Raw genomic sequence first — 13728 nt, forward strand, 5'->3', positions numbered from 1 at the left:
AGGAGAAGAAACCATGCCGCAGCAGGACGTGCGGGTCGCCCTCGTCACCGGAGCCACCAGCGGAATCGGTCTGGCCGTGGCCCGGCAGCTGGGCCGCAACGGCCACCGGGTGTTCATCGGGGCGCGTACCGCCGAGAACGTGGCCTCCACCGTCAAGGAGTTGCGCGAGGAGGGCCTCGACGTGGACGGCAGCGCCGTCGACGTGCGGTCCGGGGAGAGCATCGCCGCGTTCGTGGCCGCCGCGGTGGAGCGGTCCGGCACGATCGACGTGCTGGTCAACAACGCGGGCCGCAGCGGCGGCGGGGTGACGGCCGACCTCGCCGACGAGCTGTGGGACGACGTTATCGACACCAACCTCAACAGCGTCTTCCGGATGACCCGCGAGGTGCTCAACACCGGCGGCATGCGGGCCAAGGACCGCGGCCGGATCATCAACATCGCCTCCACCGCGGGCAAGCAGGGCGTGGTGCTGGGGGCGCCCTACTCGGCGTCGAAGCACGGCGTGGTCGGCTTCACCAAGGCCCTCGGCAACGAACTCGCGCCGACCGGGATCACCGTCAACGCCGTCTGCCCGGGCTACGTCGAGACGCCGATGGCACAGCGCGTGCGTCAGGGGTACGCCGCCGCCTACGACACCAGTGAGGACGCCATCCTCGAAAAGTTCCAGGCCAAAATCCCGCTCGGCCGCTACTCCACGCCCGACGAGGTCGCCGGCCTGGTCGGCTACCTGGCCTCCGACACAGCCGCCTCCATCACCTCGCAGGCCCTGAACGTCTGCGGCGGCCTCGGCAACTTCTGACCTCCGGAGGAGAATTTACATGACGACCCGTCAGGTCGAGCACGAGATCACCGTCGCGGCACCGGCCGCCACCGTCTACGAGCTGATCGCCGAGGTCGAGAACTGGCCGCGGATCTTCCCGCCCACCATCTACGTCGACCACGTCGAGCGCGGCGCCGGAGAGGAGCGCATCCGGATCTGGGCCACCGCCAACGGCGAGGCCAAGAACTGGACCTCACGCCGCACCCTCGACCCGGCGGAGCTGCGGATCACCTTCCGGCAGGAGGTCTCCGCGCCGCCGGTCGCCGCCATGGGGGGCACCTGGATCATCGAGCCGCTGTCCGAGACGGAGGCGAGGATCCGGCTGCTGCACGACTACCGGGCGGTCGACGACGATCCCGAGGGACTGAACTGGATCGACGAGGCCGTCGACCGCAACTCCCGCGCGGAGCTCGCCGCACTGAAGACCAACGTCGAACTGGCCCGCGTCTCCGAGGAGCTGACGTTCTCCTTCGAGGACGGCGTGCGGATCGAAGGGCGCGCCAAGGACGTCTACGACTTCATCGACCAGGCCGGCCTGTGGGCCGAGCGGCTGCCGCACGTGGCGAAGGTGCGGCTGACCGAGGACACACCCGGTCTGCAGACCCTGGAGATGGACACGCGGGCCAAAGACGGCTCGGTGCACACCACCAAGTCGTACCGCGTGACCTTCCCGCACCGCAGGATCGCCTACAAGCAGGTCACGCTGCCCGCCCTGATGACGCTGCACACCGGCTACTGGACGTTCGACGAGGGCGACGACGGCGTTACCACCGCGACCTCGCAGCACACGGTCGTGCTGAACGAGAGCAACATCGCGCGCGTCCTGGGCGCGGACGCGACGGTGGCGGACGCCCGCGCTTACGTGCAGGGTGCGCTGAGCACCAACAGCCGCGCCACCCTGGGCCGCGCCAAGGACTACGCGGAGAGCCGGCGCTGATCATGGCCATCCGCCGAATGGACACCGAGGTCGCCGTCGTGGGGGCGGGGCCGGTCGGGCTGATGCTCGCTGGTGAACTGCGCCTGGGCGGCGCCAAGGTGGTCGTACTGGAGAAGCGGCAGGCCCCGACGACGGAGTCCCGGGCCTCCACGCTGCACGCCCGCACCATGGAGATCCTCGACAGCCGGGGCCTGCTCACCGTCCTCGGCACCCCGCCCGGCGAACCGCGCGGGCACTTCGGCGGCATCCCGCTCGACCTGACGCTGCCCAGTCCCTGGGCGGGACAGTGGAAGGTGCCGCAGACCGAGACCGAACGGCTGCTGCAGGACTGGGCCCGGGACCTGGGGGCCACGATCGCGCGGCGCCACGAACTGCGCGCCCTGCGGGCCTCGGAGGAGAGCTTGGAGGCGGTCGCCGCCGGTCCGGACGGGCCCGTCCGGGTGCGCTGCCGCTACCTGGTGGCGTGCGACGGCGAGGAGTCGGCCGTACGGCGTCTGCTCGGCGTGGGCTTCCCCGGCCAGGACGCGCAGCGCGAGCTGCTGCGCGCCGACATCGCCGGCCTCGACATCCCGAACCGGCGTTTCCAGCGCCTGGAGCAGGGCCTCGCCATCGCCGCCCGGCGCGGTGACGGCGTGACCCGCGTGATGGTGCACGCCCTCGGCACGTACGCCCGGCGCCGCACCGGTGAGCCCGGGTTCGGCGAGGTCGTGGAGGCGTGGAAGCGGGTCACCGGGGAGGACATCGGCCACGGCACCCCGCTGTGGGTCAACTCCTTCGGAGACGCAAACCGGCAGCTCACCCGCTACCGGCACGGCCGCGTCCTGTTCGCCGGGGACGCGGCGCACCGCCAGATGCCCATCGGCGGACAGGCCCTCAACCTCGGCCTCCAGGACGCCGTCAACCTCGGCTGGAAGCTGGCCGCCACCGTGCGCGGCCACGCTCCCGAGGCCCTGCTCGACACCTACCACGACGAGCGGCACGCGGTGGGCCGCCGGGTGCTCGCCAACATCCGCGCCCAGGCGCTGCTGCTGCTCGGCGGCCCGGAGGCGGAGGCGCCGCGCGCGCTGCTGGCGGAACTCATCGCCGCCGAGGACGTCCGTACCCACCTGGCCGGCATGATCTCCGGCCTCGACATCCGCTACGACGTCGGCGGCACCGCCCACCCGCTGCTCGGCGCCCGCCTGCCGCACGCCACCCTCACGGTGGCCGGACGGCCCTGCGGCACGGCACAGGCGGCACGCCCCGGACGCGGCCTGCTGCTGGACCTCACCGGGTCCCGGGCCGGCGAGTCCGCCGCCCCGTGGGCGGACCGGGTCGACGCGGTGCGGGCCGGGCCCGTGCGCCAGGGGCCCCTGCGGGGTGTCGGCGTCGCCCTGGTGCGCCCGGACGGCCACGTCGTGTGGGCCGACTCCACCGAGACAGAGCTACTGGGCGCGCTGCGGCGCTGGTTCGGCGCGTCGGCCCCGCAGGCAGAGAGGCAGGGACAGTGAAGGGCATCATCCTGGCCGGCGGCCACGGCACCCGGCTGCACCCGATCACGCTGGCCACGTCCAAACAACTGCTGCCCGTCTACGACAAGCCGATGATCTACTACCCCCTGTCCGTGCTGATGCTGGCGGGGATCAGGGACATCCTGATCATCACCTCCCCGGACGACGTCGGCGACTTCCAGCGGCTGCTCGGCACCGGCACGGAGCTCGGGCTGCGCCTCACCTACGCGGAGCAGGACAAGCCGAGGGGCCTGGCGGACGCGTTCCTCATCGGCGCCGAGCACATCGGCGACGACCAGGTGGCACTGGTCCTGGGCGACAACATCTTCCACGGGCCGGGATTCGGCCGCGTCCTGCAGAAGTACGCGCGGGACGTCGACGGCTGCGTCCTGTTCGGCTACCCGGTGAGCGACCCGCAGCGCTACGGCGTCGGCGAGGTCGACGGACAGGGCCGGCTGGTCTCCCTCGAGGAGAAACCGGCGCGGCCGCGCTCCAACCTGGCCATCACCGGCCTGTACTTCTACGACAACGACGTGGTGGAGATCGCCCGGGCGTTGGAGCCCTCCGACCGGGGCGAGCTGGAGGTCACCGACATCAACAAGGTGTACCTGGAGCGGGGCAGGGCCGAACTCGTCCCGCTGGGGCGCGGCTTCGCCTGGCTCGACACCGGCACGCACGACGCGCTCACCGAGGCCAGCCTGTACGTGCAGCTCCTGGAGCACCGCCAGGGCATCCGGGTCGCCTGCCTGGAGGAGATCGCGCTGCGCATGGGGTTCATCGACCGCGACGCCTGCCACGCCCTGGGCCGCAGGCAGTCCAAGTCGTCGTACGGCCAGTACGTCATGGACATCGCGGCCGCCGGCTGAGCGGCGGCCCCACCCGACCACTCCCACTGGAGGACGAGGCATGAGAATCCTGGTCACCGGCGGTGCCGGCTTCATCGGCTCGCACTACGTGCGCTCGCTGCTCGCGGGGGAGTACGGTCCGCGCGGCACCAGCGACGTCACCGTGCTCGACCTGCTGACCTACGCCGGCAACCGCGACAACCTGCCCGCGGCGCACCCGCGGCTCACCTTCGTACGCGGGGACGTGAGTGATCTGGCGCTGCTGCTGGAGCTGTTGCCGGGCCACGACGCGGTGGTGCACTTCGCGGCAGAGTCGCACGTGGACCGATCACTGGACGCGGCGGCGGACTTCGTCCGCACCAACGTGCTGGGCACCCAGACCGTGCTGGAGGCGGCCCTGCGCACCGGGGTGTCTCGGGTCGTGCATGTCTCCACCGACGAGGTGTACGGCTCGATCGACACCGGCTCCTGGACGGAGGCGTCCCCGCTGCTGCCCAACTCCCCCTACGCGGCGTCCAAGGCGTCCGCCGACCTCGTGGCCCGCTCCTACTGGCGCACCCACGGGCTGGACGTCTCCATCACCCGCTGCTCCAACAACTACGGGCCGTACCAGCACCCCGAGAAGCTCATCCCGCGGTTCGTCACCAACCTGCTCGAAGGCCTTCCCGTGCCGGTCTACGGCGACGGCCGCAACGTACGCGAGTGGCTGCACGTCGACGACCACTGCCGCGCGATCCAGCTGGTGCTCGAACGCGGCCGGGCGGGCGGCGTCTACAACATCGGGCGCGGCAACGAACTGGAGAACCTGACGCTGACCGAGCGCATCCTGCATCTGGCCGGCGCCGACCGGTCCATGATCCGTTACGTCGCCGACCGCAAGGGCCACGACCTGCGCTACTCCCTCGACGACACCCGCATCCGCAACGAACTGGACTACGCGCCCCGCATCGCCTTCGACGAGGGACTCGCCAGGACCGTCGCCTGGTACCGCGACAACCCCCAGTGGTGGAAGCCGCTGAAACACCCCGGGACACGACCGACCCCGGCCGCGTAGCGCGCTCGACGACAGACGCGGGTCCCTGCGGGGCGGTGCGCGGGGCCTCCGCGGGGAGCGCGCGGTTCTCGTACGGGTCATCCGACGCGAGGCGGAGCTCGCAGGGGTCGAGGGACCCGGCGGGACGGCTCGGTGCGGTCCTGACATTCACGCTGTACAGACGAGAGGACGACAGGCATGGAGACGGAGACGTTCGACGCGGACGTCGTGGTGGTGGGCGCCGGGCCGACCGGGCTGATGCTCGCCGGGGAGTTGCGGCTCGGCGGCGTGCGGGTGGTCGTGGCCGAGCGGCTCGCCGAGCCCACCGGGCAGTCGCGCGGACTGGGCTTCACCGCCCGGACCATGGAGGTGTTCGACGAGCGGGGCCTGCTGCCGCGCTTCGGCCACCCGGAGACCAGCCCGATGGGCCACTTCGGCGGCATCCAGTTCGACTACACGGTCCTGGAGGGTGCCCACTTCGGGGCGCGCGGCATACCCCAGTCGCAGACCGAGGCCGTGCTGGAGGAGTGGGCGGTGGGCCTCGGGGCGGAGGTGCGGCGCGGGTGGGAGTTCCTGGAACTGGCCCAGGACGAGGACGGCGTGACGGTCACCGCCGCCACACCGGAGGGCGAACGGCGGCTCCGGGCGCGCTACCTGGTCGGATGCGACGGCGGCCACAGCCCCGTCCGCAAGGCTGCCGGTTTTGACTTCCCCGGCACGGACGCGACCCGCGGGATGTACCTCGCCGACGTCGTCGGCTGTGACCTGAAACCGCGGTTCCTGGGCGAGCGGCTGCCCGGCGGCATGGTGATGGCGGCCCCGCTCGCGGAGGGCGTGGACCGCATCATCGTGTGCGAGCACGGCACGCCACCGCCCGACCGCAGCGAGACGCCGGAGTTCGCCGAGGTCGCCGACGCCTGGCAGCGCCTGACCGGGGAGGACATCAGCGGCGGCGGAGCGGAGTGGGTCAGCTCCTTCACAGACGCCACCCGCCAGGTCACCGAGTACCGCAGGGGACGCGTGCTGCTCGCCGGTGACGCCGCCCACATCCACCTGCCGGCCGGCGGACAGGGCCTGAGCACCGGGGTGCAGGACGCGGCCAACCTGGGCTGGAAGCTGGCCGCCGTGGTGCGCGGCTGGGCCCCGGCGGGTCTGCTGGACACCTATCACGACGAGCGCCATCCGGTCGGCGCGCGGCTGCTGCTGAACACCAGGACCCAGGGCACGGTGTTCCTCGGCGGCCCCGAGGCGGACCCGCTGCGCGCCCTGTTCACCGAGCTCATCGCCTACGACGACGTCAAGCGGCACCTCGCGGGCGCCGTCAGCCACATCGACATCCGCTACGAGGTCGGTGAGGGCGGTCACCCGCTGCTCGGCCGCCGGATCGGCCATCACGCGCTGCGCACCGCCACGGGGGCGACCAGCACGACCGAACTGCTGCACGGCGCCCAGGGCGTACTGCTGGACCTGGCCGACGACCCTGCCCTGCGACAGGCGGGCGCGGGCCGGAAGGACCGGGTCGTGACCGTGACCGCCACGCCGGAGAGCGGGGACCCCTTCGCCGGAGCCGACGCCGTCCTGGTGCGGCCCGACGGGTACGTCGCCTGGACCTCGCGGGACGCCGGCCCGGCCGAGGACGCGCTGCACCGCTGGTTCGGCGCGCCCGAACGCGGCTGACGGCCCCACCGTCCCCGGAACCCCGCCGGCCTCACCCGAAGGAACCGCCATGGCAACACGCCTGTTCACCTCCGAGTCCGTGACCGAGGGGCACCCCGACAAGATCGCCGACCAGGTCAGCGACACGATCCTCGACGCCCTGCTGCGCGAGGACCCGGCCTCGCGTCGCCGTGGAGACGCTGATCACCACCGGGCTGGTGCACGTGGCCGGCGAGGTCACCACACGGGCCTACGCGCCGCCCAGTTGGTGCGGGAGAAGATCCTCGGCATCGGCTACGACTCCTCGAAGAAGGGTTTAGACGGCTCCTCCTGCGGTGTGTCGGTGTCGATCGGCGCCCAGTCCCCGGACATCGCCCAGGGCGTCGATACTGGGGGGCGCCGGGGACCAGGGGCTGTTGTTCGGATTCGCGTGTGACGAGACGCCCGAGTTGATGCCCCTGCCCATCCACCTGGCGCACCGGCTCGCCCGGCGCCTGACCGAGGTGCGCGCCGACGGCACGGTTCCCTACCTGCGCCCGGACGGCATGACACAGGTGACCGTCGAGTACGCCGGGGCCCGGCCGGTGCGGCTGGACACGGTGGTGGTGTCCTCGCAGCACGCGGCGAACGTCAGCCCGGACGGCCTGCTGGCCCCCGACATCCGGGAGCACGTCGTCGAGCCCGTGCTGGCCCAACTGGCCGAGGAGGGCGTGAAGCTGGAGACCGAGGAGCACCGTCTGCTGGTCAACCCCACCGGGCGCTTCGAGATCGGCGGCCCGATGAGCGACGCGGGCCTGACGGGCCGCAAAATCATTATCGACACCTACGGCGGCATGGCACGGCACGGCGGTGGCGCCTTCTCCGGCAAGGACCCGTCAAAGGTGGACCGCTCGGCGGCGTACGCGATGCGCTGGGTCGCCAAGCACGTCGCCGCCGCCGGGCCGGCTTCCCGCTGCGAGGGGCAGGTGGCGTACGCGATCGGCAGGGCGGAGCCGGTCGGGCTGTTCGTCGAGACCTTCGGTACGGAGACGGTGCCGGTGGACCGGATCCAGACAGCCGTGACCGAGGTCTTCGACCTGCGCCCGGCGGCCCTCATACGTGACCTCGACCTGCTCCAGCCGATCTACGCCCGGACTGCGGCGTACGGCCACTTCGACCGTGAGCTTCCCGAGTTCACCTGGGAGCGCACGGACCGCGTGGAGCCGCTGCGCAGGGCCGCCGCCGCCTGACCGCGGCCCGAACCGCCTCTTGCCCCCCCCGTGCCCCGTACGGACCCGTGCGGGGCACCGGCATGTGCATCTCTCAGCCTCCGCCCTCAGCCAGCCGACCGCCGTATCCGAAAGGGGACCGCACATGCCGCGCATCGTGGTGTCCGGCTCCATCGCCACCGACCATCTGATGGCCTTTCCGGGGAGTTTCACCGACCAGTTGATCGCCGACCGGCTCGACCGGGTCTCGCTGTCCTTCCTGGCCGACAGCCTGCACATCAGGCGCGGGGGTGTGGCCGCGAACATCGCCTTCGGCCTGGCCTCGCTCGGGTTCGCCCCCGTGCTGGTCGGCGCGGCGGGCAAGGACTTCGCCGCGTACGGGGACCGGCTGCGCACGCACAGCGTGGACACGGCCTCGGTGTGGATCAGCGAGAACCTGCACACCGCCCGGTTCGTGTGCACGACCGACGCCCGGCAGAACCAGATCGCGACGTTCTACGCGGGCGCGATGGCCGAGGCGCGGGAGATCTCGCTGGCCGCGGTGGTGGAACGGCACGGCGTGCCCGGGCTCGTCGTCGTGGCGGCCAACGACCCCGAGGCCATGCTGCGCCACAGCGACGAGTGCCGCCGTGCGAGCATCCCGTTCGCGGCCGACCCCTCGCAGCAGCTCGCGCGGCTCGGCCGGGAGGAGACCCGCCGGCTCGTGGAGGGTGCCCGGTACCTGTTCACGAACGAGTACGAGGCGGCCCTGCTGATGGAGCGGACGGGATGGACGCGGGAGCAGGTGCTGCGTCGCACGGCCACCTGGATCACCACCCGGGGGCCCGCCGGTGTGGAGATCGTGACTGCCGAGGGGCCGCCGCTGCGCGTCCCGGCCGTGCCGGCCGACGAGACCCTCGACCCGACGGGCGTCGGCGACGCCTTTCGGGCCGGCTACCTCGCCGGCATCTCCTGGCGCTGGCCCCAAGCCCGCGCGGCCCGGCTCGGCTGCGCGCTGGCCACGGTGGTCCTGCAGACCACGGGGACCCAGGAGTACGCCCTCACCGCCGACGCCCTGCTGGACGGCGTGGAGCAGGCGTACGGCCCGACCGAGGCCCGCGCGATGGCCCGGCCCCTCACCACCGCGGTGCGGCCCGGGGACCCCGCGAAGGTGGGTGGCTGAGGGGCGCCCGCCTTCGAGGTGGGGTGAGCCGGCTTGCGGGGCCGACGGTGCGTTGTCGGCCCGGGGGGCGCGGCGTGGTGCTCGCTGTCCTATGGGGGGGTGATAGCCGCGGTCCTGGCGGGTCCCGCCCACCCGTCCGGTGCGGCGGCGCCTGGCCACCCGGGTCGGGGTGCGCCTGGCTTGCGGGGGCGGGTGCCTGTTGAGCCCGGGGGGCTGGGGGTGTGGCGCGCTCTCCGGTGGCCGGGCGACGGCCCCGGTCCCCGCAGGGCCTGGTCGCGCGCCCACCCAGTACACCGGCGCCGGGTGGGCGACATGGGGCGAGGCCCGGCTCGCGTGGGCGAGCCGGGCCTCTGGTGTGGGCCGGCCGGAGGCCCGGTGGGCTCGGCCTTGCGGTCGGGGCCGACGGGGGAGACGGCCCGTTGCCGAGAGGCCCACAGCCGGAAGGGCTCAGGCGAACTGGGGAGCCTCGGCCGGGGGCTCGGCCTTCAGGCGAGCGGCCTCCGGCACGAGCGCGTCGAGCACGGCGAGCACCTGCTTCTCCTGCGACTCGCGCGGCGTGAACACGGAAAAGTTCTCGAAGTCGTCGGGGAGGGTCAGTTCGACGGTCGGCTGCACGTCGCTGACCTTCAGGTCACTGAGGACGACCCGCAGGTGGGCGACGGCGCGCACGCCGCCCTCCATGCCGTAGCCGACGAAGCCGACGGCCTTGCCGCCCCACTCGGCGCCCAGGTAGTCGATGGCGTTCTTGAGCACGCCGGGGATGGAGGCGTTGTACTCCGGCGTCACGAAGACGTACGCGTCGAAGGAGCCCACCTTGTCCGCCCACGCACGGGTGTGCGGCTGGGAGTACTCACCGGTGAGGGCCGGCATGGGCTCGTCGAGGTGGGGCAGGGCGAACTCGGCGATGTCCACGACCTCGTAGGCCGCGTCCTCGCGCTTCACGGCGATGTCGTGCACCCAGCGGGCCACGGTGTCGGCCTTGCGGCCGGGACGGGTGGTGCCGACGATGATCGCGACCTTGAGCGGGGTCTGCGCGGCCGATGCGGTCATGGTGATACTGCCTCTCCGTAAACGGGTGTCTGTCATTGCCTGGGTCTGTCTCGATGTCACTCGGTGTCGCGGCGCCGCCGGTCAACTCGGCGACACGTACTCACCGGCGCTGTGGAGCACGATGACCTCCGGAGGCTCCACGCACAGGGCGTCGAGGGCCGCCCGGTAGCTCTGGAAGGCGTTCAGGCCCCCGAGCACGCCCGGGCCGTCCGCCATCTCGACGAAGGACACGAAGGTGACCTTGTCGTCGAGCTGGTACGTGTCGTAGCGCAGGCCCTGCGGCCGGACCGAGTCCAGCTCCTCGTACACGGTCCGGAGCATCCCCTCGTGGCGCTCCAACGCGTCGGGGCCGAGCTTCCACCGGATCATCACTTGCGCGGTCACTCTTCTCCCTCATCCCACAGCCCGGGCGCCGTCGCGGACTCTTGCGTGCGCCACTTTCATACAACACTCTGTCTTTCAGAATACACACTGTCAAGTGAACTAGGATGGTGCCATGGCAACCCGGAAGTACGAGCAGCGCCAGCGCGCCGAGGCGGCACAGGAGACCCGGCGCCGCATCCTCGACGCGGTCTACGACCAGCTCCGAACCGCGCCGTCCAAGCCGGTCAGCGTCGACCGGATCGCCCAGGCGGCGAAGGTCGCGCGGCCCACCGTGTATCTGGTCTTCGGCTCGCGCGCGGGCCTGTTCGACGCCGTCGGGGCGGACCTGCTGCAGCGCGGCGGGTTCGATTCGATGATCGAGAAGTCGGACCATCCCGACGCCCGCGAGGCCCTGCGCGGCGGCATCCGCGGTGTGGTCGAGATGTACGCGGCCCACCGGGACGTGCTGCGCGTGCTGTCCTCCATGGCCCTGCTGGACTCCGCTGCCGTCGGCGGCGCGGTCGAGCGGATGGAACAGCGCCGGGCGGCCGGCATGGCCCACCTCGCCGGACGCCTGGCCGAGCAGGACCTGCTGCGCCCGGACACCACCGTCGACCGGGCCACCGACGTGCTCTGGCTGCTGAGCGGTTTCGACAGCTTCGACCTGCTGTACGCGGGCCGCGGTGCCCCCGTCGACGAGGTCGCCGACCTCCTGGTGACGACCGCCGAGCGCAGCCTGTGCCGGTGACCGGGCGGCCGTGCGGTCAGCCGGTCGCACGGCGTCGTACGGCGTCCAGCAGCGCCGCTTGGGCCAGTACGGCGTCCGCGTCGACCGGCCGACCCTCGGCGACGGCTCCGGCGAACGCGGCGACGGTGGCCGTGACCTGGTCGGCCTCCGCCAGCTCCACGTGCTCGACGGCCGTCCCGCGCTCCAGGCGCAGCACCGGGCGGTGCCCGGCCGGCGGGGTGAAGGCCCGTTCGACGGTGAGCCGCCCCTCGGTGCCGCACAGCTCGTACGCCGAGCGGTAGCCGTCGTCCAGGCCGAACCGGAGCTGTGCGGTGACACCACCGGGAGAGCGCAGCAGCACCGCTCCCCCGGTGTCCACCGGCCGGCCCGGGTCACTGGTCAGGACCGCGCCCTCCACCGTCAGGCCGTCGCCCAGCACGAGCTGGGCGGCCCGGACCGGATAGACCCCCGTGTCCCACAGGGCACCGCCGCCCAGGTCCGCCCGGTACCGGATGTCGTCGGCGGGCCGCGCGGGGACGGTGAACGAGGCGTGGAAGGACCGCAGTCGTCCGATCGCTCCGTCGGCCAGCAGCTTGCGCACCGCCGTGTGCTGGGGGTGGTGGACGAACATCACGTTCTCGCACAGGGCCAGCCGCCGTGCCTGGGCGAGCGCCACGAGTTCCCGGGTGCGCGCCGCGTCGGTGGTGAGCGGCTTCTCCGCGAGCACGTGCTTGTCCGCCCGCAGCGCGGCCTCGGTCCACTCGGCGTGCAGCGCCGCCGGGAGCGGCAGGTAGACGGCGTCGACATCGGGGCGGCGCAGCAGCTCGGCGTAGCCGTGCACCGGCGCCGCGCCGAACCGCCCGGCCACGGCCCGTGCCCGGGCCGGGTCACGGCTGGCCACGGCCGTGATCTCGACCTCCGACGTGGCGGCCATCGCCGGGAGCATCCGGCGCAGCGCGATGTCCGCACAGCCCATGACGCCCATGCGTACGGCCGTCATCGGTCGTGCACCCCCGCCGCGTTGAGGCAGGCGAGCAGTGTCCGGGCCTGGACGTTTACGTAGTGCCCGTGCCTGACCAGGGAGGTGAGCTGGCCGGGGGTCACCCAGCGGTACCCGAGCGGGGGGTCGAGCGGGACATCGGCCCAGCCGTCCGCGTCGATCAGCAGATAGCGGCTCTCGGCGTTGAGGAAGCGGCCCCCCTCCTCCGCGTGCACGGCTTCGTAGCGGACCCGGGAGGCGGGTGCGGACAGCACGAGGTCCAGGAAGCGCGGCCGCTGCCCGCCCGTCAGGTGGGCGTAGTTCTCCGGGGTGTACTGGACGGTGGGGCCGAGTTCCAGCGGGTGGACGAAGCCCGCCTCGGGCCTGGCGTGCACGAGCACATGGGGCACGCCGTCGATGCGCCGGACCAGGAACGCTGTGACCCCGAGCCCGTGCGGCTCGAACAGCGGCTGAGTCCAGCCGCTCACCTCGCGGTTGCCGGCCTCGACGGAGACCACCACGACGCTGAAGTACCGTCCGTCCTCGTGGTCGATGGAGGAGCCGCCCGACTTCCAGCCGCGGGCCTCGGTGAGCGGGATGCGCTCGACGCGCACGTCACGCACCGACCGCTCGGCGGTGAGCCAGGACAGCAGCTCGGTGTCCGTGTGGCGGGCGCCCGACTCGGTCCGCGGGAAGGGCGCGCAGGCCAGCACCGTACGGGCGTCCATGTTGACCACGTTGTCCCGGTGCAGCAGCTCCGCGATCTGGCCGAAGGTCAGCCAGCAGAAGTCGTCGTCGAGTGGCACCTCGCCCACCGTCTCGACGATCATGTTCCGGTTCGCCTTGCGCAGGAACCAGGAGCCGTGCTCCGACTGCAGGGCGTCGGCGAGCACCCTCCCGCGACCCGGCTGGGTGAAGTACTCGATGTACTTCACGTCCGCGCCCCGGTGCACCTTGGTGTAGTTGCTCCGCGTGGCCTGCACGGTGGGGGAGAGCTGGAGGAGGTTGGGATTTCCCGGCTCCATCTTGGCCTGCATCAGGCAGTGCAGCACCCCGTCGAACTCCTTGACCAGGATGCCCAGGATGCCGACCTCGGGCTGCTTTATGATCGGCTGGTCCCAGGAGCGGAACGGCCCGCGGTCCATGGTCACGCGCAGGCCCTCCACGGTGAAGAACCGCCCGCTGCGGTGACCGAGGTTGCCGGTGCCCGCGTCGAACGACCAGCCGTCGAGCTCGTCGAAGGGGATCCGCCGCACCCGGAAGCGATGCGCGCGGCGCCGCTCGGCCAGCCAGGCCGAGAAGTCGTCGGTGCGCAGCTGCACACCGCCGGTCTCGGCCGCCGACCGGGCCAGCCGCTCCGGGATCGAGGGATCGTGGCGCGGCCGCAGCAGAGGAGGAGTGGCCACGGGGGACGTTCCTACGGGCGAGGGCATCACTGTCTCCCAATGCGTCGATGGG

At 72.3% G+C, this 13728-nt stretch carries 14 protein-coding genes; 10 read left to right on the top strand and 4 right to left on the bottom strand.

The window, feature by feature from the left end; translation table 11 throughout:
* Positions 1 to 13: 13 nt before the first annotated feature.
* The 9 genes from fabG (at position 14) to L3078_RS20630 (ending at position 9151) form a co-directional block, all read left to right on the top strand.
* On the top strand, positions 14 to 799 hold the full coding sequence (gene fabG, locus L3078_RS20590) for a 3-oxoacyl-ACP reductase FabG (RefSeq protein ID WP_239755432.1): 786 nt from the start codon (positions 14 to 16) through the stop codon (positions 797 to 799).
* Positions 800 to 818: 19 nt separating this feature from the next.
* Positions 819 to 1757 carry an aromatase/cyclase gene (locus tag L3078_RS20595; protein ID WP_239755433.1) on the top strand — a complete coding sequence of 313 codons (939 nt, stop codon included), beginning with the start codon at positions 819 to 821 and terminating at the stop codon, positions 1755 to 1757.
* A 2-nt stretch (positions 1758 to 1759) separates the two neighbouring features.
* Entirely contained in the window at positions 1760 to 3247 is a 1488-nt protein-coding gene (locus L3078_RS20600) for an FAD-dependent monooxygenase (RefSeq protein ID WP_338059513.1), read from the top strand.
* The gene (gene rfbA / locus L3078_RS20605; protein WP_239755435.1) at positions 3244 to 4113 is read left to right on the top strand and encodes a glucose-1-phosphate thymidylyltransferase RfbA; all 870 of its coding nucleotides are present in this window, start codon (positions 3244 to 3246) and stop codon (positions 4111 to 4113) included. Before L3078_RS20600 ends, rfbA begins: the two co-directional genes overlap by 4 nt.
* Positions 4114 to 4153: 40 nt before the next feature.
* On the top strand, positions 4154 to 5146 hold the full coding sequence (gene rfbB / locus L3078_RS20610) for a dTDP-glucose 4,6-dehydratase (RefSeq protein ID WP_239755436.1): 993 nt from the start codon (positions 4154 to 4156) through the stop codon (positions 5144 to 5146).
* A gap of 177 nt (positions 5147 to 5323) precedes the next feature.
* On the top strand, positions 5324 to 6802 hold the full coding sequence (locus L3078_RS20615; RefSeq protein ID WP_239755437.1) for an FAD-dependent monooxygenase: 1479 nt from the start codon (positions 5324 to 5326) through the stop codon (positions 6800 to 6802).
* A gap of 49 nt (positions 6803 to 6851) precedes the next feature.
* Complete coding sequence (locus tag L3078_RS20620; RefSeq protein WP_239755438.1) at positions 6852 to 7217, top strand: S-adenosylmethionine synthetase N-terminal domain-containing protein; 366 nt, start codon at positions 6852 to 6854, stop codon at positions 7215 to 7217.
* A gap of 16 nt (positions 7218 to 7233) precedes the next feature.
* A complete protein-coding gene (gene metK, locus L3078_RS20625; RefSeq protein ID WP_239755439.1) occupies positions 7234 to 8010 on the top strand; it encodes a methionine adenosyltransferase in 777 nt (258 codons plus the stop codon).
* 124 nt (positions 8011 to 8134) lie between these two features.
* Positions 8135 to 9151 (top strand): carbohydrate kinase family protein, encoded by a 1017-nt coding sequence (locus L3078_RS20630; RefSeq protein WP_239755440.1) that lies wholly within the window; start codon positions 8135 to 8137, stop codon positions 9149 to 9151.
* 447 nt (positions 9152 to 9598) lie between these two features.
* Here L3078_RS20630 and L3078_RS20635 read toward each other — a convergent pair whose 3' ends face one another.
* Both L3078_RS20635 and L3078_RS20640 read right to left on the bottom strand, forming a co-directional pair.
* Positions 9599 to 10201, bottom strand: coding sequence for an NADPH-dependent FMN reductase (locus tag L3078_RS20635; RefSeq protein WP_239755441.1), 603 nt, complete (start codon positions 10199 to 10201; stop codon positions 9599 to 9601).
* 81 nt (positions 10202 to 10282) lie between these two features.
* The gene (locus tag L3078_RS20640; RefSeq protein WP_239755442.1) at positions 10283 to 10585 is read right to left on the bottom strand and encodes a hypothetical protein; all 303 of its coding nucleotides are present in this window, start codon (positions 10583 to 10585) and stop codon (positions 10283 to 10285) included.
* Positions 10586 to 10697: 112 nt separating this feature from the next.
* On the opposite strand from L3078_RS20640, the gene L3078_RS20645 reads away from it, so the two are divergent.
* Positions 10698 to 11312, top strand: coding sequence for a TetR/AcrR family transcriptional regulator (locus tag L3078_RS20645; RefSeq protein ID WP_239755443.1), 615 nt, complete (start codon positions 10698 to 10700; stop codon positions 11310 to 11312).
* Positions 11313 to 11328: 16 nt separating this feature from the next.
* On the opposite strand, the gene L3078_RS20650 is transcribed toward L3078_RS20645, so the two are convergent.
* The gene (locus L3078_RS20650; protein WP_239755444.1) at positions 11329 to 12291 is read right to left on the bottom strand and encodes a Gfo/Idh/MocA family protein; all 963 of its coding nucleotides are present in this window, start codon (positions 12289 to 12291) and stop codon (positions 11329 to 11331) included.
* Positions 12288 to 13703 carry an NDP-hexose 2,3-dehydratase family protein gene (locus L3078_RS20655; RefSeq protein WP_239755446.1) on the bottom strand — a complete coding sequence of 472 codons (1416 nt, stop codon included), beginning with the start codon at positions 13701 to 13703 and terminating at the stop codon, positions 12288 to 12290. Before L3078_RS20655 ends, L3078_RS20650 begins: the two co-directional genes overlap by 4 nt.
* Positions 13704 to 13728: the final 25 nt, after the last annotated feature.

Source organism: Streptomyces deccanensis, from assembly GCF_022385335.1.
Lineage (GTDB): Bacteria > Actinomycetota > Actinomycetes > Streptomycetales > Streptomycetaceae > Streptomyces > Streptomyces deccanensis.

Bases quoted from the DNA above. Each gene is read 5' to 3' on its own strand.
- rfbB (WP_239755436.1), top strand. From the start codon at position 4,154: ATGAGAATCCTGGTCACCGGCGGTGCCGGCTTCATCGGCTCGCACTAC.
- L3078_RS20620 (WP_239755438.1), top strand. From the start codon at position 6,852: ATGGCAACACGCCTGTTCACCTCCGAGTCCGTGACCGAGGGGCACCCC.
- L3078_RS20650 (WP_239755444.1), bottom strand. From the start codon at position 12,291: ATGACGGCCGTACGCATGGGCGTCATGGGCTGTGCGGACATCGCGCTG.
- L3078_RS20645 (WP_239755443.1), top strand. From the start codon at position 10,698: ATGGCAACCCGGAAGTACGAGCAGCGCCAGCGCGCCGAGGCGGCACAG.
- L3078_RS20600 (WP_338059513.1), top strand. From the start codon at position 1,760: ATGGCCATCCGCCGAATGGACACCGAGGTCGCCGTCGTGGGGGCGGGG.
- metK (WP_239755439.1), top strand. From the start codon at position 7,234: ATGCCCCTGCCCATCCACCTGGCGCACCGGCTCGCCCGGCGCCTGACC.
- L3078_RS20655 (WP_239755446.1), bottom strand. From the start codon at position 13,703: ATGCCCTCGCCCGTAGGAACGTCCCCCGTGGCCACTCCTCCTCTGCTG.
- fabG (WP_239755432.1), top strand. From the start codon at position 14: ATGCCGCAGCAGGACGTGCGGGTCGCCCTCGTCACCGGAGCCACCAGC.
- L3078_RS20615 (WP_239755437.1), top strand. From the start codon at position 5,324: ATGGAGACGGAGACGTTCGACGCGGACGTCGTGGTGGTGGGCGCCGGG.
- L3078_RS20595 (WP_239755433.1), top strand. From the start codon at position 819: ATGACGACCCGTCAGGTCGAGCACGAGATCACCGTCGCGGCACCGGCC.
- L3078_RS20635 (WP_239755441.1), bottom strand. From the start codon at position 10,201: ATGACCGCATCGGCCGCGCAGACCCCGCTCAAGGTCGCGATCATCGTC.
- L3078_RS20630 (WP_239755440.1), top strand. From the start codon at position 8,135: ATGCCGCGCATCGTGGTGTCCGGCTCCATCGCCACCGACCATCTGATG.